Source organism: Streptomyces sp. CBMA156, assembly GCF_014596515.1.
Taxonomy (GTDB): Bacteria; Actinomycetota; Actinomycetes; order Streptomycetales; family Streptomycetaceae; genus Kitasatospora.
On the sequence record NZ_MSJQ01000214.1, the window covers coordinates 1 to 21,716 of the forward strand.

The window sequence follows — 21,716 nt, forward strand, 5'->3', positions numbered from 1 at the left end:
GGCTCGGGCGACCGGCGCTCCGGGCGGCGCTGAGCCCGCACGTGACGGCGGCCGGGGCCGGTGGTTGCGTTCCGCGCCCACCGGCCCCGGCCGCGTCGTGCCCCGGTGCCGTCCGTCCCGGCTGTCCCGTCCCGTCCGCCGCCGTCAGGACAGGAGCTTCTCCTTGGCCCTCAGGTACTCCTCGTCGGAGATGGCGCCCCGCTCCTTCAGGTCCGCCAGTTTCGCCAGGTCGTCGACGTGGCTCCGGCCGGTGCCGCCGACTCCGCCCCCACCGCCGTCCTCCGCCCCGGCGGCGTCCCGGATGTAGGCCTTGAACGCGGCCTCGGAGCGCTGTGCCTGGGCGACGTCCCGTTTGCCCATCGACTGCCCGCGGGCGATCAGGTAGGCGAGGACGCCGATCAGCGGCAGGACGATCACCAGGACCAGCCAGCCGGCCTTGCCCCAGCCGCCGAGGTCGTCGCTGCGGAAGATGTCGGTGATGATCTTGAACAGCAGGAAGAACCAGAGGATCCAGAGGAACAGCTCCAGCATCGTCCAGAAGATGTGGAGCGCCGGGTAGTCCACGGCCAGAAATTTGGTGTCCATGGCCGAGTCATATCACCGCAAAACGGACATAGCTCGGTGCTGTTGGGCTGTTCCAGTGATCTTCCGCCCGGGCGGGAATACCGGCGGAGGGGGGTGGCCTCAGGCCTGCCCGGCCCGCCGGCGCAGCTCCACCGCCAGCGCGACCAGCTCGCCCCACCAGGCCTCGTGCCCGGTCAGCAGCAGCCGCTGGGCCTCGGCGGGCGGCACCGCACGGACCTCGACGACCTGCTCGCCGTCCGCCGGGTTGGTCGGCGCGGAGTCCAGCGCGACCTCTCCCCAGCCCCACAGCCAGGCCTTCTCCGGGTGCGGCTGCCACGGGCGGTACGGCAGCGGGTCCTCGGTGCGGCAGCGGTGCGCGCCCAGCCAGCCGGGCTCGCCGAGCAGCCGGGCGCCCGCCTCCTCCCGCAGCTCGCGGTCGAGACAGGAGGCGACGCTCTCGTCCCGTTCGCGGGTGCCGCCGGGGAGGAACCAGTGGTCCCGGTCGTCCCGGCAGAGCACCACCTCGCCGTCCGCGAAGCCGACCAGGTGGATGTTGGTGACCAGCGCGTCCGGCGGCAGTTCGGTGGAGAACTGCGCGTCGAACCGCCCCCAGCTCCAGTACTGCGGCGCGTGCAACGACGGGAACAGGGCGGCGAGTTCGACGGATCTGGCAGAGGCGTCGGTGCGGTCCGTGGTGTCGGTCATCAGGTGATCGTAGTGCCGGCCGGGAAACGGCGGGGGGCGGTCGGATGGACGAGGGCGATGTCGTCGGTGGAGATGGCGCGCGGGCGGCGCGGACGCGCCCCCTCGGCCGGTGCGCCGACCCAACTGCCCAGCGAGATCTCGGCGGTGATGCCGGGTCCGAAGCCCGCGATCAGCCCGGTGGTGCCCTCGGGCACACCGCCGTCGGCGAACAGCCGGGCCAGCGCGTCGAACACCACGGCGCTGGCGATGTTGCCGCGCTCGGTGAGCGTCGCCCGGCTGTAGCGGAAGGTGGCCGGCTCCAGGCGGAGGAAGCGGCACAGGTCGTCCAGGATGCGCGGGCCGCCCGCGTGCACGATGTAGAAGCCGAGCCCGGAGACGTCCCAGCCGTGCTCCCCGGCCAGGCCGCGCAGCGCCGGCGCCAGCATCTCCATCGTGCCGGGCACCCGCCTGTCCAGCTGGAAGTGGAACCCGGTGTCCTTCACCCCGTACGAGATCCAGTCCTCGGTGTGCGGGACGAGGTGCGAGCCGTTGCGCTCGATCTGCACACCGTGCCCGCCGTGTCCGCGCACCACCACGGCGGCGACCGCGTCCCCGAACAGGCCGTTGGAGAGCAGCGAGCCGACGCCGAGGTCGGCCGGCTGGTAGCAGAGCGAGCAGAACTCGCAGGCGACGATCAGCACGTTGGCACCGGGGTAGGCGCGGCAGAAGTCGTGCGCGCGGTTGACGGCGGCGCCGCCGGCCGCGCAGCCGAGCTGGGCGATCGGCACCTGGCGGGTGTCAGGGCGGAAGCCCATGGTGTTGATCAGCCAGGCGGTCATCGACGGCATCATGAAGCCGGTGCAGGAGACGTAGACCATCAGGTCGATGTCCCTGGCCGTCAACTCGCCGTACGCGAGGGCGCGTTCGACGACCTCGGGGACGCGCCGCTTGGCCTCCCGCTCGTACGTCTCGTTGCGGGCGGTGAAGCCCGGGTGGGTGAGCGTCCGCTCGATCGGCTGGACCAGGTGCCGGGTGCGCACCCCGGTGTTCTCGATCAGCCGCAGGGCCAGGCCGAGCTGGGGGTGGCCGGCGTGCAGGGTGCGGGCCAGGTCGAGGGTCTCCTCGACGGTGATGACGTGCTCGGGCACGGCGATCGCCGGGCGGCAGAGAGTTGCCATGGGTGGGTCTTCCCTGGGGGCCTGGTGGCAGGCCGGTGGATGCGTGGAACGGTACGGGCGCCGCGCGGCGGCGGGCGGCGGAGCCGGCGGCAGGGGGCCGGCTACCAGGCCACCGGCAGGGTGCGCGGGAAGCGCCAGATCGAGCCGGAGTCCCAGTCGAGTCCGGACGGATCGGCGGCGAGCCGCAGGCCGGGGAAGCGGCGCAGCAGGGTGCCGATGGCGACCTGGAGCTCCATCCGGGCCAGGTGCGAGCCGAGGCAGTGGTGCTGGCCGTACCCGAAGGCCATGTGGGTGGGCGCGCCGCGGTCGAGGTCCAGCTCGTCGGGGCGCTCGTAGAAGGCCGGGTCCCGGTTGGCGGTCAGGTAGGAGACGTGCACGGCCTCGCCGGCCCGGATCAGCACCCCGCCCAGTTCGACGTCCTCGGTGGCGACCCGGGCGATGCCGACGCCCTGGCGGAACGGGATGAAGCGCAGCAGCTCCTCCAGCGCCCGGGGCAGCATCTCGGGCCGGGCGCGCAGTTTGGCGAGCTGCTCGGGGTGGGTGAGCAGGGTGTGGGTGATGTTGCCGAGCTGGTAGGTGCTGGTGTCGTGGCCGGTGACCAGCAGGACCATCGCCATCACGGTCAGCTCGTCCGGGTCCAGCAGTTCGTCGCCGTCGCGGGCGGTGGCGAGGGCGCTGATCAGGTCCTCGCCGGGGTGGGCCCGGCGGGCGGCGGTCAGCTCGGTGAAGTACCCGCGCAGCGCCGTCTTGGCGGCCTCCTGGCCGTCCCGGCTGCCGGGGCCCATCCGCATCATCGCCACCGCGTGGCCGCGCAGTTCGGTGCGGTCGGCGGCGGGGATGTCCAGCAGGTCGCAGATGGTGGTGAGCGGGAGGCGGGCCGCCAGGAAGTGCATCAGGTCGGCGGGGGCGCCGTGCTCGGTCATTTCGTCGAAGTAGCCGTCGACGGTCCGCTGGGTGGTCGGGCGCAGCCGCTCGACCTGACGGTTGGTGAAGCCCTGGGCGACCAGCCGGCGGAGCCGGTTGTGGGCGGGCGGGTCCATCAGGTTGATCGCCTCGGCCTGGGCGATCGGGGCGGGCGTCATCCGCGGCAGGTCGCGGCCGATGCCGGCGGCGCGGCTGAACCGGCGGTCGGTGGTGACCACCTTGACGTCCTCGTAGCGGGTGGCCAGCCAGGCCTCGCCCTCGCCGTGCGGCAGCCGGATCCTGGCGACCGGGTCCTCGGTGAGCAGCCGCTTCAGGAGGGGGTCGAACTCCAGGCCGTCGGTGTGGTGGAAGGGGCAGTCCCACACGGGGGCGGTGGTGGTCACGGGCCGGTCCAAGTGTTCTCGTCATGCCGGGTGGTGGCGCCCGAGGTGTCGGTGCTGTTCGGGCGTGGACATGCAGATGGTGCCCCATGACATGGCAAAAAGGGGAATTCGGTGAAGATTTAACTCCAAGGAGTGAGATTCGGATGATAGTCACGCGAATTGAGGTGACAGGGACGGGCGTTGACGGTCAGCCGCCACCCGGTGCGACCAGCCCGGTCTCATAGGCGAGCACCACCGCCTGCGCCCGGTCGCGCAGGTGGAGCTTGGCGAAGATCCGGGCCACGTGGGTCTTCACGGTCGACTCGCTGAGCGTCAGTTCGCGCGCCAGCTCGGTGTTGGACAGCCCCCGGCCGAGCAGCGCGAGCACCTCCGCCTCGCGCGGGGTGAGCGGCGCGAGGTCGCGGTGCAGCGGCGGGCTCTCGCCGCCGGGCGCCGGGCGCGGGGCGCCCGCCGCGAACCGCTCGACCAGGCGCCGGGTGATCGAGGGGGCGAGCAGCGCGTCCCCGGTGTCCACCAGCCGTACGGCGGCGGCGAGATGGGCCGAGGTGACGTCCTTGAGCAGGAAGCCGCTGGCCCCGGCGGACAGCGCGGCGTAGACGTAGTGGTCCAGGTCGAAGGTGGTCAGCATGATCACCCGGCAGCCGGGCACCTGCGCCAGGATGCGCCGGGCGGCCTCCAGGCCGTCGGTGCCGGGCATCCGGATGTCCAGCAGCGCGACGTCCGGGCGGTGCAGCACGGCGGCGGCCACCGCCTCGGCGCCGTCCGCGGCCTCGGCGACCACGTCGATGCCGCGCGCGTTGAGGATCATCCGGAAGCCGGTGCGGACCAGCTCCTGGTCGTCGGCGATCACCACCCGGGGGCGGCGCTCCTGCTGCTGCTCGTGCTCCATGGTTCCCTCCGTCACGGCCGGTCCAGCGGGATGCGGGCGCGGACCCGGAAGCCGCCGCCGAGCCGGCGCCGGGCGTCCAGGTCCCCGCCGTAGACCGCGACGCGCTCGCGCAGGCCGATCAGCCCGCGCCCGGCGCCGTCCGGCCGCCCTGCCGCGGTGGCGGCCCCGCCGGAGAGCACGCTCGGACCGCTGTTGAGCACCTCCACCCGCAGGTAGTGGTCCGCGTAGCGCACCGTCACCTCCGCCGTCGCCCCGTCCCCGTGCTTGAGCGCGTTGGTCAGCGCCTCCTGGACGATCCGGTACGCCGTCACGTCGATGCCGCCGGGCAGTGGCCGCGGCTCGCCGGAGATCCGCACCTCGACCGGCAGCCCGGCGAAGGCGAACCGGTCGATCAGCGGGCTCAGCCGGCCCAGGCTCGGCTGCGGCGCGAAGTCGTCCGCCGGCGCCTCCTCGCTGCCGTCCGCCGCCGGGGCCAGCAGGCCCAGCAGGTGCCGCAGCTCGGTCATGGTGCCCCGCCCGGCCGCCTCGACCGCGGCCATCGAGGCCGCCGCCTCCTCCGGCATGGTGGCCAGCACCTCGCGCGCGGCCCCGGCCTGCACCACCATCAGGCTCACGTTGTGGCTCACGATGTCGTGCAACTCGGCCGCGATCCGGGCCCGTTCGGCGTCCACGGCGGTCCTGGCGGCGCTCTCCCGCTCCCGCTCCAGCAGCCAGCCGCGCTCGCCGACGGTCGCCCGGTGCAGCCGCCGCGCCCTGGCGAGCGCCACGGCCAGCCAGCCGGCCGCCGTGCCCGCCGCGGCGGCCGTCGCGACGGCCGCCCACTCCCACCCCGTTCCCCACACGGCGCCAGCCTCCCAGGTCACGGCATGATCCACATCATCCGGGGGTGCCGCCCCCGTACATCCCCGGTACTACGGCCGCCCTCGGTTACACCCGGGGTGGGACGTACCGGCCGGGCCCCCGCGCCTACGGTCGTCCACCATGAGCAACGACCACGACGGGACCACCCGGCCGGACGGCGCGCAGGTCGTCGTCGAGCTGTCCGGGGTCCACAAGGAGTTCGGTGACGCCAAGGCGCTCGACGGCGTCGACCTGCGGATCCGCGCGGGTGAGGCGGTCGCCGTGATGGGCCCCTCGGGCTGCGGCAAGTCCACCCTGCTGAACATGGTGGCCGGGCTGGACCGGCCCACCGCCGGCACCGTCCGGGTGCAGGGCCAGGACCTCGGGCCGCTGAACGAGAACGGGCTGGCCCTGTTCCGCCGCCGCCACATCGGGATGGTCTTCCAGTTCTTCAACCTGATCGACGACCTCCCGGCCCTCGACAACGTCGCCCTGGCCGCCCAGCTGACCGGCACCAGTGCCCGCCAGGCCCGCCGGCGGGCACTGGAGCTGCTGGACGAACTCGGCGTCGCCCACCGCAAGGACGTCTACCCGGCCACCCTCAGCGGCGGCGAGCGCCAGCGGGTCGCGGTGGCCAGGGCCCTGATGAACCGCCCGGCCCTGCTGCTCGCGGACGAGCCCACCGGCGCGCTGGACAGCCGCTCCGGCGAGCAGGTGATGGACCTGCTGATCGACCTCAACCAGATCGGCCAGACCCTGCTGATCGTCACCCACGACCCCGCCCTGGCCACCCGCTGCGCCAGCCGGCTGGTCGAGATGGCGGACGGCCGCGTGGCGAACGAGCGGATGCTGGAGCCGCAGTCATGACCGGTGCCGTGTGGCGGGCCTCGCGGGCGGCGGTGAAGCGCCGCCGGGTGCAGACCGTCGTGATCGGCCTGGTCGTCTTCTGCGCCACCACGACGGTGCTGCTCGCCCTCGCGGTGATCAGCGCCGCCCGGGCCCCCTTCGACGAGGCCTTCGACGGGCAGCACGGAGCGCACGTCGTGGCGTCCTTCGACCCGGCCAGGGCCTCGGCGGAGCAACTGGCCGCCACCGCCCACCGGCCCGGCGTCGAGGCGGCCGCCGGGCCGTTCGACCAGGCGACGGTGGAGATCCCCACCGACTGGGTGGGCAGCCCGCCAGGACCGCTGACCCTGGTCGGCCGGGCCGACCGGGCCGGGCCGGTGGACCGGGTCGAGCTGCTGTCCGGCCGCTGGGTCACCGCACCCGGCGAGGTGGTCCTCAACTCGCCGTTCGGAGGCGCGGCGGAGACGTTCCTGGACTCCCGGATCCCCATCGGCGGCGGCCGGGACCTCACCATCGTCGGCTTCGCCACCAGCATGAGCCAGAGCGCCGGCGGCTGGGTCACCCCCGAGCAGGCCGCCGCCCTGCACCCCACCGGCCGGCAGATGCTCTACCGCTTCACCGACGCCGCGAGCGAGCAGCGGCTCACCTCCGCCATGGGCACCGCCACCGAGGGCCTGCCGGAGGACGCGGTCACCAGCGCCCAGTCGTACCTGGTGCTCAAGGACGCCTTCTCCGCGGGGGCCGACGCCTACCTGCCGCTGATGACGGTCTTCGGCGTGCTCGGCCTGGTCGTCTCTGCGCTGATCGTCGGCAACGTGGTGAGCGGCGCGGTCGTCTCCGGCTACCGGCACATCGGCGTGCTGAAGTCGATCGGCTTCACCCCTCGCCAGGTGGTCACCGTCTACCTGACCATGGTCTCGGTGCCCGCGGTCGCCGGCACCGTCCTCGGTACGGCGGCCGGCTGGGTGGCCTCGTACCCGATCCTCCAGTCCGCGTTCTCCGGCATCGTCACCGGCACCGCCGTGATCGAGCCCGCCGGCTGGCTGCCGCTCGCCACCCTGGTCAGCGTCCCGCTGCTGGTCGTCCTCGCCGCGCTGCTCCCGGCCTCGCGCGCCCACCGGCTCTCCGCCGCCCAGTCCATCTCGGCCGGCAGCGCCCCGCGCAACGGCCGCGGGCTCAAGGTCCAGCGCCGGCTGAGCGGCACCCGGCTGCCGCGAGCCGTCAGCCTCGGCCTCGGCCAGCCCTTCGCCCGCCCCGCCCGTACCGCGCTGACCATGGCGGCGATCGTGCTCGGCGTCGTCACCGTGACGATGACGGCAGGTCTGAGCAGCACCCTGACCAGACTGGTGGACCACACCGACGGCCACACCCACGTCAACGTCAAGACCGCCCACTTCTCGGGCGACAAGACCGAGCCCAGGCTCAACCCGGCCCAGACCGAGGCCATGCTGCGCGCCGCCCCCGGTGCCGAGCGGGTCAGCACGCGCGGGCTGGTCCAGGTCGGGCTGGCCGGCCACCCCCAGCCCGCGTTCGCCGACTTCTACGGCGGCGACAGCGTCGGCGCCAAGTGGCTCTCGGTGGTGAACGGCCGCCCGGCCACCGGCCCGAACGAGATCGAGGCCGGGCCGTCCTTCCTCCGGCAGCACGGACTCAAGCTCGGGGACAAGCTGACCCTGCTCCTGGACGGGCGGCAGCTGGCCGTCACCCTCGTCGGCGAGGAGGCCGAGGGCAACCCCAGGGCGTTCGCCTCCAACGACGCCACCAGGGCCGCGCTCACCGACGACCCGCACGTGGTCGAGTACGACGTGACGCTCGCCGAGGGTGCCGACGCGGAGGCGTACCGCAAGGCGGTCACGGACGCCGACCCGAGCCTCTCGGCCTCGGTCTTCGACCCCGACCTGGCCGGGCCGATCGCCGCGGTCATCGCCTTCACCACGATCTTCACCGTGCTGCTGTCGGTGGTCGCCGCGCTGGGCGTCTTCAACACCTTGCTGCTCACCGTCCGCGAACGCCGCCGGGACCTCGGCATGCTGAAGTCGATCGGGATGACGCCCCGGCAGGTGGTGGCGATGACGGTCACCTCGGTGGCCTGGCAGGGCGTGGTCAGCGGGATCATCGGCATCCCGGCCGGGGTGGTGGCCCACCGGCTGATCGTCGAGAACGTCGGGACGATCGTGTTCACGGAGGAGGCGATCGACGTCTGGAGCGCCCCGCTGCTGAGTGGTCTCGCCGTGGCGGGCGTCGCGATCGCCGTCCTCGGCGCCCTCGTCCCGGCCCGGTCGGCGGCCCGGCTGCCGATCGCCGAGGTGCTGCACAACGAGTGACCGGGCGTACGGCGGTCGCGGACGGCCGGCCGGACCACCCGGCCGGCCGTCCGCCGCGTCCGGGTCCGTCGTGCCCAGGCCCGCCGTGCTCAGGCCCGTCGCGTCCGGGTCCGTCGCGGTGGGGTTCGCCGCGCCCGCTCACGGTGCTGACGCGTGCTCAGGTCTCGGTGTGAGGACGCCTATCATCGCGCCATGGCCACCGCTGAGCTGATCCGCATCGTCTCCCGCTCCTCACCCATGGCGCTCGCCCAGGTCGAGCGGGTCCGCACCGAACTCGCCGCCCTGCACCCGGGCCTGCGCACCGAGGTGGTGCCGGTCACCACCTCGGGCGACCGCTGGACGGGTGATCTCGCCCAGCTCGGCGGCAAGGGCGCGTTCACCAAGGAGGTCGACGCCGCGCTGCTCGCCGGGGAGGCCGACGTCGCCGTCCACTGCCTCAAGGACGTGCCCGCCGACCGCCCGCTGCCGGCCGGCACCGTGTTCGCCGCCTACCTGCGCCGCGACGACATCCGCGACGCCCTCGTCCACCCCGGCGGCCTGCCGCTCGCCGCCCTCCCGCCCGGCACCCGGATCGGCACCTCCTCCGTCCGCCGGGTCGCCCAACTCGCCGCCTCCCACCCGCACCTGGAGTGCGTCCCGATCCGCGGCAACGCCAACAGCCGGCTCGCCAAGCTGGCGGCCGGGGACGCCGACGCACTGCTGCTCGCGCTCTCCGGCCTGGAGCGGATCGGCGAGCAGGCGCGGATCACCGAGGTGCTCGGCATCGAGGCGATGTGCCCGCCGATCGGCGCCGGCATCCTCGTGCTCCAGTGCCGCGAGGGCGACACCGCGACCATCGAGGCGGTCACCGGCCTCGGCCACCACGAGACCTGGCGCGAGGCGGCGGCCGAGCGGATGTTCCTGCACGCGCTCCAGGGGCACTGCAACAGCCCGATCGCCGGCTATGCCAGGGCGGAGCGGGACGGCCGCCTCTCGCTGCGCGGCCGGGTCTTCACTCCGGACGGCAAGCAGGTGCTGGACGCCCACGAGTGGGCGGGCGCGCTCAGCCCGGAGGACCTCGGGACCTCGGTGGCGCTGGCGCTCAAGCGGCAGGGGGCGCGGGAGCTGATCTCCTCGATCCCGCACTGACGACCGGACGGGGCGAGTGGCCGCGCCGGCGGTCCGTGCGGTGACCGGGCGGTGACCGTCCGGAAGTTTTCCCCGCCCCGGTGAGAACCGGGCGGGTGTTCGGGGCGTCCGTTTGAGGCGTGATCAGTTCGGTGCTCGGCGGGATACCGATGTTCTGGCCCGGGCTGCTGCTCTCGCTGGTGCCCGCGGCTCTGTGGAACCGGCCGGTGGGGCGGTTGCTGCGGGCCCACTGGGTGGTGGGCTTCGTGCTGCTGCTCGGGCTCGGCGGGGTGGTCGTGGGGACGCTGCTGCCGGAGGCGTTCCAGCTCTCGGAGGGCGGCGTCCGGCACTGCGCGACGGAGGGCGGCCGGCCGCGGTCGCCGTACGAGCTGCTGCACGTCCGGCACATCGGGATCAAGCTGGCGACCTATGCCCCGGTCGGCTTCGCGGCCGCGCTGGCGGGCACCCGGCGGCGGGCCGCGGTGGCGCTGCTGGGCGCGGCGGTGCTGCCGTTCGCGGTGTCGGCGGTGCAGTACGCGGTGCCGGCGATCGGGCGGGCCTGTGACGTGCAGGACGTCTGGGACGGGGTGCAGGGGATCGCCCTGGGGGCGGTGCTGGGGCTGGGTGTCGGGCCGCTGGTGCGCGCGGTGCGGGCGCGTACGCGCAGCGTCTGACCGGCGGCTGTCCGGTCGGGCTACTGGTCTCGGGCTACTGGTCGGGCTCCTGGTCGAGCAGCGGGAAGAGCCGGGCGACGGCGGCGACCGGACGGGCCCCTGCGGGTCGGGCGGCCGGGTCGGCCTCGCGGTCCCGGTAGCGGGCCAGCACCTGCCGGACGGCCGCGCCGACGGCGGTCAGCTCCTCGGGCGTCAGGTAGACGACGGCGCTGAAGGCCTCGTCCTGCTGCCACTCGGCCGGGGCGCCGGCCCGCCGGGCGAGCCAGCGCTGGTGGCTCTCGTCCTCCAGGCCGCGGGCCAGCTCGTCGAACCCGCCTTCCGGCAAGGCCTGTCGGGCCGTCGGCAGCCGCCAAGGCCGGGCCCGCCCGTCGGCGGCCGGGGCCTCCTCGATCAGCCCGTAGCGGGCCAGCTGCCGCAGGTGGAACGAGCACAGGCCCGAGCTGTACCCCAGCTGCGCGGCCGCCTCGGTGGAAGTGAGTGTGCCGCGTTCGGCCAACAGCTCCAGCAGCGCGGTGCGGACGGCGTGCTCGGGGAGGGAACCGGTTCTGACGAGGTCTTCGGTCACTTTGCAAAGTCTGCTACTTTGCAAAGTCGACAGCAAGCCCATCGAAGGAGTGCCCGTGTCCGAGCTGCGCGAACGGCCGACCGTCCTGCGGATCACCGAGGTGGGGGAGGAGATCCTGCGCCGCACCTGCCGTACGGCCACCGAGGAGGACTTCGGCAGCGAGCGCCTGGCGCAGCTCATCGACGACATGTTCGCCACCATGCACGTCGCCGACGGCTGCGGCCTCGCCGCCAACCAGGTGGACGTCGACCTGCGCCTGTTCGTCTACGACTGCCCCGACGACGACGGCGTCCGGCACACCGGGCACATCCTCAACCCGGTGGTCGAGGAGCAGGAGCCGGGCCGCGCCCTGATCGAGGAGACCGAGGGCTGCCTCTCCGTCCCCGGCGCCAACACCCGGCTCGCCCGCCCGGCCCACGCGGTGGTGCGCGGCGTCAACCAGCACGGCGAGGCCGTCACGATCGAAGGCGCCGGCTACTTCGCCCGCTGCCTCCAGCACGAGACCGACCACCTCAACGGCGGGCTCTACATCGACCGCCTCTCCGCCCGCGACCGCAAGCGGATGATGAAGCAGACCGCCGACCGGCGGGAGAAGATCTTCGCCGAGCGCGCCGCCAGGGCCGCGAAGGTGGCCGGGTGACCGAACCGGCCCACCTCGCCGCCGTCCGCGCGTCGTACGACACCGTCGCCGCCGACTACCTGCGCCTCGTCGTCCCGCCGGAGGGCATGGACCCGGTGTCCAGGGCGATGATCGCCGCCTTCGCGGAGCTGGTGCGGGAGTCCGGCGGCGGCGAGGTCGCGGACCTCGGGTGCGGGCCGGGGCGGGTGACGGCGTACCTGTCCGGCCTGGGGCTGTCGGCCTTCGGGGTCGACGTGTCCGGCGAGATGGTCGCCCTCGCCCGCCGGGCCCATCCCCGACTGCGCTACGTACAGGGCTCGATGACCTCCCTCGACCTCCCCGGCGGGGCGCTCGGCGGCATCCTCGCCTGGTACTCCGTCCACCACACGCCGGCCGGCCAACTGCCGGAACTCTTCGCCGAGTTCCACCGCGTCCTCGCGCCCGGCGGCCACCTGCTGCTCGGCGGGCACGCGGGCGAGGCCCAACTGCTGCGCCCCGCCCGGGCCTACGGCCACCCGGTGTCGTACGCCTCGCACCTGGTCCCGATGGCGCGCCTCGTCGAGCTGCTGGAGGGGGCCGGCTTCACCGTCACGACCCGGCTCGAACAGCCGCACCCGCAGCGAGCCGACCGCTCCTACGTCTGCCTGCTGGCCACGCCTGCCGCCGGCCGGCGCTGAGGCCCGAACCGGCTGCACCTTCCGAGCGGTCTGTCGCCACCCGGTTCACCTGGACAGTGCACGCACCCGCGCGAGCCGGCATCGCTTCGGGAACGATCGAACCGTTCCCCAGTCCCGGCCGGCCCTTCCGCGATCCGCGCTTCCGCCCGGGCGAGCGGGGTGATCCGGAATGCCGAAGGAGCGGGCCCATGGGTCGCTACATCACAGACGTGAACATCCTCACCCCGTACGGAGACGAGCCGGTCCACGTGCCCACCGGCTGGCACAAGCTCGACACGGATCTCAACAGCGGCGCGGGTGGCGACTACCTCTACCTCGCCTACGAGCGGGCCGACCAGGACCAGAAGAACCCGATCAGGGACATCCGCATCCTCGTCGGGGACGAGAAGCCGCCCGCGAAATACCAGAAGATCCCAGTGGACCTCAACAAAGGTGCTTTCTACGAAGAGAAGAAGGTGACCGATGTCAAGAAGAAGAAGAGGAATCCGCTCTTCATGGCCGTGACCCGAGATCCCGATGCAGGCGATCCCATCGAGGACCTGGTCCTCACGTCCTGGCTTGATGGAAAACACGAGGTTGGCCCGCCATCGGGCTACAGCAGGATCAAGGGCGATCTGAACGATGGAGTCAGAAAGCAACAGAACGACGGGACTTTCACTACGACGCACATCCACCTCGACCGCAAACCCGCCGCCCACTCGTGAGCGCCCTTCGGTGTGCGGCCCGCGCGGTACTCATCGCCGTCCTGGCGGCCGGAGCACCGCCCCTGGCCTCCGCCCCACCCGCCTCGGCGGCGAGCTGCCCGACCCTGGACACCGGTTTGACCTGGTACGGGAACAACCGGCAGGAGCTCCAGGACTTCATCGACGCGACCGGCAGCTGCACCCACCCCGACGCGCACCCGCTGGCCCTGTTCGACTGGGACAACACGCTGGTGAAGAACGACGTCGGCGACGCGATGATGTCCTGGCTGCTGCGCAACGGCGAGATCCTCCAACCCACCGGCAAGGACTGGTCGGCCACCAGCCGCTACCTGACCACCGAGGCCTCGGCCGCGCTGAGCAGGGCCTGCGGGGATTCCACCGTCGCCGGGAGCCCCCTCCCCACCGCCACCGACACCGGGTGCGCGGACGAGATCCTCTCCGTGTACGGCGAGCACACCACCACCGGTGGTGCCGCGGCCTTCGCGGGCTTCGACCACCGCCGCATCAACCCCGCCTACGCCTGGGGCGCACAGCTCCTCGCCGGGCACACCCTCGACGAGATCACGGCCTTCGCCGGCCGGGCCCGTGAGGAGAGCCTGGCGGCCTCCCCGTCGGACTCCGCGCAGGCCGTCCGCACGGTCTGGGTGCGGTACTACGAGCACATGCACGATCTGGTCGGCACCTTGCAGGGAGCCGGCTTCGACGTGCGCGTCGTCTCCGCCTCCCCGGAGCCCGTGGTGCGGGTGTGGGCGGAAGGCCTCGGCTTCGCGGCGGACAAGGTGATCGGCATCCGCAACAAGACCGAGAACGGCAGGCTGACCGCCCACTTGGCCGACTGCGGCGGCGCGGAGGCCGACTCCGTGGTCACCTACATCGACGGCAAGCGCTGCTTCATCAACCAGGACATCCTCGGCATCACGGGCCAGGCGGCCTTCCAACAGGCCCCCGAGGCCGAGCGCCAGGCCTTTGCCGCCGGGGACTCCTCCACCGACGTCACCTTCGTGGGCGACGCGACGGGGCTGCGCCTGGTGATCAACCGCCAGGCGGCCGAGCTGATGTGCCACGCCTACGCCAACGAGGACGGCAGGTGGCTGGTGAACCCGATGCTCATCGATCCCCTGCCCGCCCTGCCCTGCCGGTACCCCTGCTCGACCACCGCCTACACGGGGTCGGACGGCACGGCGGGGCCGGTGCGCGACGACGACGGCCACGTGATTCCCGACCAGGCCGACACCGTGCACTGAAGGAGAGGAAGGCCGGCCGCACCGCGTGGGCGGCCGGATCGCGAAGCCATCCAGGGAGATGAGATGGACAAGGAAGCGTGCAAAAAAGAACAAGCGATCCAGCGCGACAAGACCGTCCCGCAGGACCTTCCTGAGAAGCTGAAGGCCCTCATGCGGAACCCGCCGCCGAAAGGGGGCCTCAAGGCGGTCAAACACGTGGTCCTCCTGATGCAGGAGAACCGCTCGTTCGACCACTATTTCGGTGAAGACGTCGACGGTGTGCGGGGGTTCAAGGACCGCAACGTGGTCCTCCAGCCCGACGGCAAGACCTCGGTCCTGGAGCAGCCCGGGTCCGAGGGGCCGAAGCAGTGGAAAGTCCCGGACAAGAATGTCGACCAGGGGCTCGACCACTACTGGGGCGATGCCCACGACGCCTGGAATGGGGGCTGGTACGACCGTTGGGTGGAAGCCAGATCGGTCGACACGATGGGCTACTACGACCAGAAGGAAGTGGTCGGGTTCTACCGGAAGCTGGCCGACGCCTTCACCATCTGCGACGCCTACCACTCGTCCGTGATGGGTGACACCACCAGTAACCGGAACTACTTCTTCTCCGGATTCGGCGGCTGGGAACCCAACGGACTCCGGGTGACCGGGCCCGCCGCCCACGGGCGGGAGAACGCGCCCGAAGGGTACAACTGGACCAGCTACCCGGAACTGCTGGAGGCCAACGGTATTTCCTGGAAGGTCTACCAGGAGTGGGACAACTTCTACGACAACAACCTGGAGTTCTTCCAGGAGTTCAAGCGAGTCGCCCAAGACGTTCTGGGCGATGCGAAGCTGCCCGTCACGTACAAGAGCCTCTGGGACTTCTACCGCCGTGACAGGGATTGCCCCGTCAAGGTGGGCGCGATCCCCGAGAAGGAGCTGAAGGCTCTCGCCGACGCGGCGAACGACAAGAACCGGCCCGCCGCCGACAGGAGCCTCTACGCTCGCGGGCTGTACCACTATCCGCGTGAGGACAACAACGGAGGAGTAGAGGGGAAACGCGGCTTCCTGGAGGGGTTCAAGAAGGACATCGCCGACGGCGTGCTGCCGCAGGTGTCGTACCTGGTGCCCCCGGAGCAGGACACGGAGCACCCCTCGAGTTCGTCCCCGGCGTTCGGCCAGCAGATCGCCTACCAGGTGCTGGAGGCCATCGCCTCCGATGAGGAGACGTGGAACTCCACCATTCTGTTGATCAGCTACGACGAGAACGACGGCCTCTTCGACCACGTCCCGCCCCCGGTACCACCGGGGAAGTGGGGCGACGAGTTCGTGGACGGCCTGCCCATCGGGCTGGGGGCCCGGGTGCCCATGATCGCGGTGTCGCCGTGGACGGTCGGCGGCTACGTGAACTCCCAGGTCTTCGACCACACTTCGCAGGTCCGCTTCCTGGAGAACTGGCTGGGCGTGCACCAGCCGGCCATCGGCCGGTGGCGCCGCACGGTGGCGGGCGACCTCTCCTCGGTCTTCGACTTCGACCGCACCACCGCCGTCACGAGCTCGTACAAGGGCTCCGGGCCCCGCCCGGCGCGGCCGCTGCCCTACCAGCCGGACGCCTACGCGACGTTCGACGGCGACACGCAGAACTTCATCCTGCGGATGCACAACAGCGGGAAGGCCAGTGCACACTTCGCGCTCTACCCGTACGCCGGCGAGTTCGACGTCCCTCAGCACTTCGACGTGCTCGGCGCCGCCGTCGAGGGCGTCCCGGTCAGGGACGGCGCCTACAACTTCACCCTCACCGGCCCGAACGGCTTCCGGCGGGAGTTCGCGGGCACGACCACCGGCGACGCCGCGCTCGTCGACGTCGTCACCACGGTGGACGGGGCCGCGCAGGAGCTGAAGCTCTCGGTCACCAACCGGGGTGCGTCGGCCCTGGAGGTGAAGCTGGCCGCGAACGCGTACAGCACGGCCTCCGCGCAGGATCTCAAGGTTCCCGTGAACGGGCAGCCGGCCGTGGTGACTTGGAAGACCGATGACGCCCAGGGCTGGTACGACCTGACCCTCACCGTCACCGGGGACTCCTCCTACCGGCGCCGCTTCATGGGCCACATCGAGAACGGCAAGGAGAGCGTCAGCGGCTGACACGCGCCGGCTCCGGACCCGTACAGAGTGGATCTGTAGGGTCAGGCGGCCTCGGTGGTGGCGGCGAAGGTGACGAACGCCTGCCAGGCGGTGGGGGAGAAGGTGAGCTGGGGGCCGGACTTGTCCTTGGAGTCGCCCACGTGGACGGCGGTGGTCGTCTCGGCGACCTCGACGCACTCGTTGCCGCTGTGGCTGCTCTTGAACCATGCCAGCTCGGCCATGCCTACCGCTCTCCCAGAATCGCTTCGATCAGGGCCAGGGACTCCCTCAGCCCCAGGGCCTGGGCCCGGATGCTGCTGTACCGTGCGGCCATATTACGGACTTCCGCCGGATCCGTGATCAGACGGTTCACGTGCTGCGCGGCGGCATAGCCGATCTGCGGGCGGTTGGGCGGGGTCAGCAGGATGAACGAACCGCTCATGCCCGCGTGGCTCATCCGGTCGAGCGGCATGACCTGGAGCTCCGGGCCGCGCATCTGCCCGATCTTCAGCAGGTGCTGGAGCTGCTCCTTGTGCACGTCCCAGCCGCCCAGCGGGCGCCGGAGCACGCTCTCGTCGACCGCCCAGGTCACCACCGGCAGCGGCCAGCGGGCCAGGATGTCCTGCCGGGCGAGGCGTGCCGCCACCCACTCGTCGATCTGCTCCGGCGAGAGCACCGGCCGACGCATCTCGTACAGAGCACGGATGTACGCCTCGGTCTGGAGCAGTCCCGGAATCGCCGCCCAGTTGGTCATTGGCGCCTTGGTTTCGGAGGTAGTCGAGATGCCGCGCGGATCGTTCGATGTTTGACTTGAAGTGGAACGCGACGGCGGTCTGCGTGCCGCAGGGCGAGGGGAATTCGCGAGAGGAGTTCACCGATGGCCCGTTCACTTCGCATTCTTTACCGCGGCCAGCAGGGGACGATTCGAAAGAACTGGAACTGGGATGGCGTGATCGACCTCGACTCCGCGGTGATCGTCACCGCGGCCGAATTCACCCCCCAATTCGGCGGTCTCGGCGGCGGCCCGAAGACGCTCGGGCGTCCGCTGCTCGGCGCCGCGAACGTCTACGTGACGAACATCGGCCCGCACGGGGTGGCGGGAGCGGAAGCCGGAGGCGTGGAGTTCCTCCTCCACGTCGACTGGGGATCGCCGCTCGACGTGGTGGTGACCATCTCGGTCCTGGAGGACATCGAGGTGTTCGAGCAGGCGTAGGGCGACGAGCAGGCGTAGGACGAGGTGTCCGCGCCCCGGAGATCCTCCGGGGCGACCGCGTCACCGTTGTCCCCGACCGGCGGGGCCGGGGAGACTGGACCACCGATGCCGGGTGGAGGAGTCGTGATGCAGGTAGCCGTGGTCACCTTCGACGGGTTCAACGAACTCGACAGTTTCATCGCCGCCGCGTTGATCAACCGCTGCCGCAGGGACGGCCTGGAGGCCTTCATCACGACGCCGACGCCGGTCGTCAGGTCGATGAACGGCGTCGAGGTGACCGGGCAGCGCCCGATGGAGTTCGTGACCGAGGCCGACGCCGTGCTGATCGGCAGCGGGGTGAAGACCCGCGACGTGGTCGCCGACGACCGGTTGCTCTCCGCGCTGCCGCTCGACCCCGCGCGGCAGTTGATCGGTTCGCAGTGCTCCGGCGCGCTGGTGCTGGCGCACCTCGGGCTGCTGGGCGGCATGCCGGCCTGTACGGACCGGACGAGCCGGCCCTTCGTGGAGGCCTGCGGGGTCACCGTGCTCGACGCGCCGTTCCACGCGGAGGGGAACATCGCCACCGCGGGCGGCTGCCTGGCCTCCCAGTACCTCGCCACCTGGGTGATCACCCGGACCCTCGGCGAGGACGCCGCGCGTGACGTCCTCGACTACGTGGCCCCGGTCGGCGAGAGCCGGGAGACCGTCGAGCGCGGCCTGCGGGCCGTCCGCGCGGGGGAGCCGGTCCGGCCCTGACGCCCACCGGCGGGGGCCGGGCCAGGGCCGGTGGTATCCCAGGTTTGGGGGATGTTTCCGGGCCATCGGGTGCTGCCAGGATCTGGCCCAGGAGTTGACCGTTTCGGCCGGGCTCCTGCGCCCCGCACGTCCTCCGTGCGGGGCCGCGCCGGAGTGTCCGGCCGCCTCGAAGGAGAGATCCCCACCCATGAAGATCCGCCGACTGGCCGCCACCGCGGCCGCCGCGGCCGTGCTGGCCCCCGTGTTCGTCCTCGCCGCCGGCACCCAGGCGAGCGCCCTTCCCGTACCGCCGTCGAGGACGGCACAGTGCACCGCGAACTGGGACGTCAACTACGTGGTCGGCGGCCCGGCGTTCGCCCGCACGCAGTGGAAGGCCTGCATGGGCGGCTGACCGCCGCCGCGGCCCCCGGCGCCGACCGGGGGTCGCACGCCGGAACGGGTTGGCCGCCACTGACGGACCGTCTCCTCCCTTGTGATGAGGGGTGGTTGGCTCGCCCGGGGGAGCCGGTGGGGCCGCGCGGTGGACGCGGGGCGGGGCGGCACCCGGGACGGTGGACGCATGCTGATGAACATCCCGGTGGGCGACACCGAACGCCCCGTTCCCCGATGGGCCCTGCGCCTCGCCAAGGCCCTCCCGTTCGTCGTGCTGCCGCACTGTCTGTGGCGGCTGCCGTTCGCGTTCGACCTCCGGATGGGGACCGTCGACCCGGACGCCGGGGCGTACGTCTGGTGGGCCACGCCGTACGTGATCGGCCTGAGCGTGCTCACCGAGGCGCTGACGGTCCTGACCCTGGGGCTGGTCAGCGGCTGGGGCGAGGTGTTCCCGCGCTGGGTGCCCGTGCTGGGCGGGCGGCGGGTGCCGCCGCTCGCGGCGGTCGTCCCGGCAGTGCTCGGGGGCCTCGTCCTAGTGGCCCTCTTCGACGGCATGCCCCTCGGCTGGCTGGGTGTGGTCGCGGAAGTCGGCTACAGCAACGGCTGGTGGATGCTGCTGGGGCGGGTCTGCACCGCGACGGCGATGTTCTGGGGTCCGGCCACCCTCGCCCTCGCCTGGGCCTACCACCGCCGCCGGCGCCCGGGCGTCGGGTGAGTCCGGAACGCTCAGTGGGTGGCGTAGTACTCGGCGAGGGTGAAGAACGCCTCCTTCGGGTCCCAGGGGAGTCCGGGATGGGTGCTGCCCGCGCGGTCCTCGTAGGTCTTGACGATGCCGTAGCTCGCGAGGTCGAGGTCGTCGCGGGGGTCGCCACCGGGGCGGTGGACGTGGTCGTAGAGGGCGAAGGTGAAGACGAACGCGGCATCGACGCCGCCGGCGTCGAAGGCCTCCAGCAGCTCCCGGACGTACCCGGCCTGGCCGGCCTCGTCCCGCTCGTGGACGCCGTCCAGGCGGGCCGGTCGGCCGTCGTGGTACTCGACGATGTCCAGGCCGTGCGCGCCGCGGTCCCCGGCGCCGCGGAAGGTGGCGGAGCCGAACTCGGTGACGGCGACCGGCTTGCCCTGGGCCGTCAGGTCGCGGACGCCGTCGGCGAAGCGGTCGGCGGTCCCGGCGGAGCGGTACAGGTCCAGCGAGATGAGGTCGAAGGGCTCCCAGTCCACGCGCTCCAGCGGTACGGCGGCGTACGTGACGCGGCCGCCGAAGCGTGCGCGGACGGTTGCCACCGCCTTGTCGAGGAAGGCGTTGACCAGGCCGCTGACGGCGCCGAGGTGCTCGCGCAGCCGCTCGGGCCGGGTGAGCAGCCCGACGCGTTCGGCCGTGGTGGAGCCGGGCAGGAAGCCCGGGTTCATCAGGCTGAGTTCGGCGCCGGTGACGAACACCACCTCGGCGCCGCGCCGCCGCAGCCGCTCCGCGCGGTCGGCGCAGTCGGCGAAGAGCTCCAGCATCGCGTCGGCGGTGAGCTCCAGCGGGTAGGGCGAGAACCAGACCTCCAGGCCGAGGTCGGCGGCGTGCCCGGCGGCGAGTTCGATCCGCTCCGGGTCGCCGCCCATGATGCGGACCGCGGTGCAGTGCAGTTCGTCCCTGATGATCCGCAGTTCGCGTTCGACGGCTTCCGAGTCGAACCAGGTCCGGGAGTACGCGCCGTCCCTGACGAATCCGGTGTCGTAGCTGATTCCCTTGGTACGCATGTTCGTCTGCCTTTCCGGCGAGAGGAAATTTACGGTACGACTAGTACCGTAGTTGCCGACGCTCCGGTCTGGCAAGAAGGATGGGGCGGGTACGGGCGGTATCGGCTGGCGGAGCGGGCGGAGCGAGGGCATGGCCGGGCAGACGCGGCGGCGCGGGGCGGCGCTGGAGGAGGCGATCCTGCGGGCCGCGGTCGAGGAGATCACCGGGGCCGGGTACGCCGGGCTGACCATGGACAAGGTCGCCGCCCGCGCCGGCACCAACAAGAACGCCATCTACCGCCGCTGGCCCAACCGGCTGGCGCTCGGCATCGCCGCGTACAAGCAGCTGGCGAAGGCCGCCCCGCTCCCGGACACCGGTGAACTGCGCGGCGACGCGCTGGAGCTGCTGCGCCAGGCGAACCGGCACTGGAGCTCCCCGCTGGGCGCCGTGCTGCGCGAGCTGCTGGCCGCGGCCGGCGGCGCGACGGAGTTCCTGGCGCAGTTGCAGGACCAGTCCGGCGACGCCGCGGCCGCGCCCTGGCTCACCGTCCTGGGGCGCGCGGTCGCCCGCGGCGAGGTCGCCCCCGAGGCGCTGCACCCCCGGGTGGCGACGGTGGCGGTGGTGCTGCTGCGCAACGAGTTCGTGGTGCGCGGGGTACCGACCGCGCCGGACGACGTCCTGGTGGAGATCGTGGACGAGGTGTACCTGCCCCTGGTGCGCGGCCGGCGGCCCTAGCGGGAGCTGTTCCCCCTGGTCAGCGAGTCGGTGAGGCGCTCCGCGGTGTCCGCGTCCAGCGCCCCGTGCCCGAGCAGGAAGCGGTACCAGAAGACCCCGTAGACCTGGTCCGCGATGAGGTCGGGGTCGGCGTCCCCGGCCAGCTCGCCGCGCTCGCGGCCCCTGGCGAGGAGGTCGCGCAGTGCGCCGCGGCGGGCGGCGGTGAAGCTCCGCATCAGCTCGGCGAGGTGCGGGTCGCGGGCGGCCTCGCGGGCGACGGTGCGCAGTGCGGAGGCGGTGGTGTCGCGCTGGGCCGTCTCGAAGGTGGTGCCGATGAAGGCGCGCAGGTCGGCGCGCAGGTCGCCGGTGTCGGGGTCGTGGACGTCCTGGTCGGCGCGGCCGGTGAGGGCGTCGAGCAGCACGGCGCCCTTGGAGGGCCACCAGCGGTAGACGGTCTGCTTGCCGACGCCGGCCGCACGGGCGATGGCGTCGATGGTGACGGGCGTGCCGTCGGACTCGGCGAGCAGGCGGAGCGCGGCGTCGAGGATCGCCTGGCGGGCGGCCTCGTTGCGGCGGCGTCCGGTGTGCGGGCGTACGGCCGGGGTGGTCCCGGCCGCCTCGGCTCCCTGGGTCTCGCTCATGCCGC

General features: G+C 72.4%; 25 protein-coding genes. 14 read left to right on the top strand and 11 right to left on the bottom strand.

What is annotated here, in order from left to right:
* Positions 1-144 precede the first annotated feature (144 nt).
* The 6 genes from BU198_RS17510 to BU198_RS17535 form a co-directional block, all read right to left on the bottom strand.
* Positions 145-585: an SHOCT domain-containing protein gene (locus BU198_RS17510; RefSeq protein WP_188297789.1), complete on the bottom strand. Its 441-nt coding sequence runs from the start codon at positions 583-585 to the stop codon at positions 145-147.
* 99 nt (positions 586-684) lie between these two features.
* Complete coding sequence (locus BU198_RS17515) at positions 685-1,269, bottom strand: NUDIX hydrolase (RefSeq protein WP_188297790.1); 585 nt, start codon at positions 1,267-1,269, stop codon at positions 685-687.
* Positions 1,269-2,426, bottom strand: a complete 1,158-nt coding sequence (locus tag BU198_RS17520) for a type III polyketide synthase (protein WP_188297791.1) — start codon at positions 2,424-2,426, stop codon at positions 1,269-1,271. Before BU198_RS17520 ends, BU198_RS17515 begins: the two co-directional genes overlap by 1 nt.
* Positions 2,427-2,527: 101 nt before the next feature.
* Entirely contained in the window at positions 2,528-3,733 is a 1,206-nt protein-coding gene (locus tag BU198_RS17525) for a cytochrome P450 (RefSeq protein WP_188297792.1), read from the bottom strand.
* Between the two features lie 187 nt (positions 3,734-3,920).
* Positions 3,921-4,622 (bottom strand): response regulator, encoded by a 702-nt coding sequence (locus BU198_RS17530; protein ID WP_188297793.1) that lies wholly within the window; start codon positions 4,620-4,622, stop codon positions 3,921-3,923.
* Positions 4,623-4,633: 11 nt separating this feature from the next.
* Positions 4,634-5,485 carry a sensor histidine kinase gene (locus tag BU198_RS17535; RefSeq protein ID WP_317620172.1) on the bottom strand — a complete coding sequence of 284 codons (852 nt, stop codon included), beginning with the start codon at positions 5,483-5,485 and terminating at the stop codon, positions 4,634-4,636.
* Between the two features lie 118 nt (positions 5,486-5,603).
* Between BU198_RS17535 and BU198_RS17540 the strand changes: the two genes are divergently transcribed.
* The 4 genes from BU198_RS17540 (at position 5,604) to BU198_RS17555 (ending at position 10,413) form a co-directional block, all read left to right on the top strand.
* Positions 5,604-6,329: an ABC transporter ATP-binding protein gene (locus tag BU198_RS17540; protein WP_188297794.1), complete on the top strand. Its 726-nt coding sequence runs from the start codon at positions 5,604-5,606 to the stop codon at positions 6,327-6,329.
* Positions 6,326-8,632 (top strand): FtsX-like permease family protein, encoded by a 2,307-nt coding sequence (locus tag BU198_RS17545; protein ID WP_188297795.1) that lies wholly within the window; start codon positions 6,326-6,328, stop codon positions 8,630-8,632. The genes BU198_RS17540 and BU198_RS17545 overlap by 4 nt, the downstream gene beginning before the upstream one ends.
* Before the next feature lie 192 nt (positions 8,633-8,824).
* Positions 8,825-9,760 carry a hydroxymethylbilane synthase gene (hemC, locus tag BU198_RS17550; RefSeq protein ID WP_188297796.1) on the top strand — a complete coding sequence of 312 codons (936 nt, stop codon included), beginning with the start codon at positions 8,825-8,827 and terminating at the stop codon, positions 9,758-9,760.
* A 119-nt stretch (positions 9,761-9,879) separates the two neighbouring features.
* Positions 9,880-10,413 (top strand): hypothetical protein, encoded by a 534-nt coding sequence (locus BU198_RS17555; RefSeq protein ID WP_188297797.1) that lies wholly within the window; start codon positions 9,880-9,882, stop codon positions 10,411-10,413.
* Between the two features lie 34 nt (positions 10,414-10,447).
* Here BU198_RS17555 and BU198_RS17560 read toward each other — a convergent pair whose 3' ends face one another.
* Positions 10,448-10,978, bottom strand: coding sequence for a winged helix-turn-helix domain-containing protein (locus BU198_RS17560; protein ID WP_317620173.1), 531 nt, complete (start codon positions 10,976-10,978; stop codon positions 10,448-10,450).
* Positions 10,979-11,033: 55 nt separating this feature from the next.
* Between BU198_RS17560 and def the strand changes: the two genes are divergently transcribed.
* The 5 genes from def (at position 11,034) to BU198_RS17585 (ending at position 16,331) form a co-directional block, all read left to right on the top strand.
* Positions 11,034-11,618 carry a peptide deformylase gene (gene def, locus BU198_RS17565; protein WP_317620174.1) on the top strand — a complete coding sequence of 195 codons (585 nt, stop codon included), beginning with the start codon at positions 11,034-11,036 and terminating at the stop codon, positions 11,616-11,618.
* On the top strand, positions 11,615-12,274 hold the full coding sequence (locus BU198_RS17570; protein ID WP_188297799.1) for a class I SAM-dependent methyltransferase: 660 nt from the start codon (positions 11,615-11,617) through the stop codon (positions 12,272-12,274). The genes def and BU198_RS17570 overlap by 4 nt, the downstream gene beginning before the upstream one ends.
* A 188-nt stretch (positions 12,275-12,462) precedes the next feature.
* Complete coding sequence (locus BU198_RS17575) at positions 12,463-12,978, top strand: hypothetical protein (RefSeq protein WP_188297800.1); 516 nt, start codon at positions 12,463-12,465, stop codon at positions 12,976-12,978.
* Positions 12,975-14,222 (top strand): haloacid dehalogenase-like hydrolase, encoded by a 1,248-nt coding sequence (locus BU198_RS17580; RefSeq protein ID WP_188297801.1) that lies wholly within the window; start codon positions 12,975-12,977, stop codon positions 14,220-14,222. Before BU198_RS17575 ends, BU198_RS17580 begins: the two co-directional genes overlap by 4 nt.
* 63 nt (positions 14,223-14,285) lie before the next feature.
* Complete coding sequence (locus tag BU198_RS17585; RefSeq protein ID WP_223244544.1) at positions 14,286-16,331, top strand: alkaline phosphatase family protein; 2,046 nt, start codon at positions 14,286-14,288, stop codon at positions 16,329-16,331.
* Between the two features lie 41 nt (positions 16,332-16,372).
* On the opposite strand, the gene BU198_RS17590 is transcribed toward BU198_RS17585, so the two are convergent.
* Positions 16,373-16,552 carry a DUF397 domain-containing protein gene (locus tag BU198_RS17590; RefSeq protein WP_188297802.1) on the bottom strand — a complete coding sequence of 60 codons (180 nt, stop codon included), beginning with the start codon at positions 16,550-16,552 and terminating at the stop codon, positions 16,373-16,375.
* 2 nt (positions 16,553-16,554) lie between these two features.
* The gene (locus tag BU198_RS17595; RefSeq protein WP_188297803.1) at positions 16,555-17,064 is read right to left on the bottom strand and encodes a DUF5753 domain-containing protein; all 510 of its coding nucleotides are present in this window, start codon (positions 17,062-17,064) and stop codon (positions 16,555-16,557) included.
* Positions 17,065-17,187: 123 nt separating this feature from the next.
* Here BU198_RS17595 and BU198_RS17600 point away from each other — a divergent pair, with 123 nt between their 5' ends.
* The 4 genes from BU198_RS17600 (at position 17,188) to BU198_RS17615 (ending at position 19,345) form a co-directional block, all read left to right on the top strand.
* Positions 17,188-17,523, top strand: coding sequence for a hypothetical protein (locus BU198_RS17600; RefSeq protein ID WP_188297804.1), 336 nt, complete (start codon positions 17,188-17,190; stop codon positions 17,521-17,523).
* A 126-nt stretch (positions 17,524-17,649) separates the two neighbouring features.
* Complete coding sequence (locus tag BU198_RS17605) at positions 17,650-18,258, top strand: DJ-1/PfpI family protein (protein WP_188297805.1); 609 nt, start codon at positions 17,650-17,652, stop codon at positions 18,256-18,258.
* A 187-nt stretch (positions 18,259-18,445) separates the two neighbouring features.
* A complete protein-coding gene (locus tag BU198_RS17610; RefSeq protein ID WP_188297806.1) occupies positions 18,446-18,649 on the top strand; it encodes a hypothetical protein in 204 nt (67 codons plus the stop codon).
* A 168-nt stretch (positions 18,650-18,817) separates the two neighbouring features.
* Positions 18,818-19,345 carry a hypothetical protein gene (locus tag BU198_RS17615; RefSeq protein ID WP_188297807.1) on the top strand — a complete coding sequence of 176 codons (528 nt, stop codon included), beginning with the start codon at positions 18,818-18,820 and terminating at the stop codon, positions 19,343-19,345.
* A gap of 11 nt (positions 19,346-19,356) precedes the next feature.
* Here the strand turns inward: BU198_RS17615 and BU198_RS17620 are convergent, their stop codons facing one another.
* Positions 19,357-20,376 carry a hypothetical protein gene (locus tag BU198_RS17620; RefSeq protein WP_188297808.1) on the bottom strand — a complete coding sequence of 340 codons (1,020 nt, stop codon included), beginning with the start codon at positions 20,374-20,376 and terminating at the stop codon, positions 19,357-19,359.
* A 130-nt stretch (positions 20,377-20,506) separates the two neighbouring features.
* On the opposite strand from BU198_RS17620, the gene BU198_RS17625 reads away from it, so the two are divergent.
* Positions 20,507-21,091: a TetR/AcrR family transcriptional regulator gene (locus BU198_RS17625; protein ID WP_188297809.1), complete on the top strand. Its 585-nt coding sequence runs from the start codon at positions 20,507-20,509 to the stop codon at positions 21,089-21,091.
* Here BU198_RS17625 and BU198_RS17630 read toward each other — a convergent pair.
* Positions 21,088-21,711 carry a TetR/AcrR family transcriptional regulator gene (locus BU198_RS17630; RefSeq protein ID WP_188297810.1) on the bottom strand — a complete coding sequence of 208 codons (624 nt, stop codon included), beginning with the start codon at positions 21,709-21,711 and terminating at the stop codon, positions 21,088-21,090. The two genes, BU198_RS17625 and BU198_RS17630, sit on opposite strands and share 4 nt — an antisense overlap.
* Between the last annotated feature and the right edge of the window lie 5 nt (positions 21,712-21,716).

Coding starts and splice junctions, on each gene's coding strand:
- BU198_RS17510 (WP_188297789.1), bottom strand. CDS start 585: ATGGACACCAAATTTCTGGCCGTGGACTACCCGGCGCTCCACATCTTC.
- BU198_RS17515 (WP_188297790.1), bottom strand. CDS start 1,269: ATGACCGACACCACGGACCGCACCGACGCCTCTGCCAGATCCGTCGAA.
- BU198_RS17520 (WP_188297791.1), bottom strand. CDS start 2,426: ATGGCAACTCTCTGCCGCCCGGCGATCGCCGTGCCCGAGCACGTCATC.
- BU198_RS17530 (WP_188297793.1), bottom strand. CDS start 4,622: ATGGAGCACGAGCAGCAGCAGGAGCGCCGCCCCCGGGTGGTGATCGCC.
- BU198_RS17540 (WP_188297794.1), top strand. CDS start 5,604: ATGAGCAACGACCACGACGGGACCACCCGGCCGGACGGCGCGCAGGTC.
- BU198_RS17545 (WP_188297795.1), top strand. CDS start 6,326: ATGACCGGTGCCGTGTGGCGGGCCTCGCGGGCGGCGGTGAAGCGCCGC.
- hemC (WP_188297796.1), top strand. CDS start 8,825: ATGGCCACCGCTGAGCTGATCCGCATCGTCTCCCGCTCCTCACCCATG.
- BU198_RS17575 (WP_188297800.1), top strand. CDS start 12,463: ATGGGTCGCTACATCACAGACGTGAACATCCTCACCCCGTACGGAGAC.
- BU198_RS17585 (WP_223244544.1), top strand. CDS start 14,286: ATGGACAAGGAAGCGTGCAAAAAAGAACAAGCGATCCAGCGCGACAAG.
- BU198_RS17590 (WP_188297802.1), bottom strand. CDS start 16,552: ATGGCCGAGCTGGCATGGTTCAAGAGCAGCCACAGCGGCAACGAGTGC.
- BU198_RS17595 (WP_188297803.1), bottom strand. CDS start 17,064: ATGACCAACTGGGCGGCGATTCCGGGACTGCTCCAGACCGAGGCGTAC.
- BU198_RS17600 (WP_188297804.1), top strand. CDS start 17,188: ATGGCCCGTTCACTTCGCATTCTTTACCGCGGCCAGCAGGGGACGATT.
- BU198_RS17605 (WP_188297805.1), top strand. CDS start 17,650: ATGCAGGTAGCCGTGGTCACCTTCGACGGGTTCAACGAACTCGACAGT.
- BU198_RS17610 (WP_188297806.1), top strand. CDS start 18,446: ATGAAGATCCGCCGACTGGCCGCCACCGCGGCCGCCGCGGCCGTGCTG.
- BU198_RS17615 (WP_188297807.1), top strand. CDS start 18,818: ATGCTGATGAACATCCCGGTGGGCGACACCGAACGCCCCGTTCCCCGA.
- BU198_RS17620 (WP_188297808.1), bottom strand. CDS start 20,376: ATGCGTACCAAGGGAATCAGCTACGACACCGGATTCGTCAGGGACGGC.
- BU198_RS17625 (WP_188297809.1), top strand. CDS start 20,507: ATGGCCGGGCAGACGCGGCGGCGCGGGGCGGCGCTGGAGGAGGCGATC.
- BU198_RS17630 (WP_188297810.1), bottom strand. CDS start 21,711: ATGAGCGAGACCCAGGGAGCCGAGGCGGCCGGGACCACCCCGGCCGTA.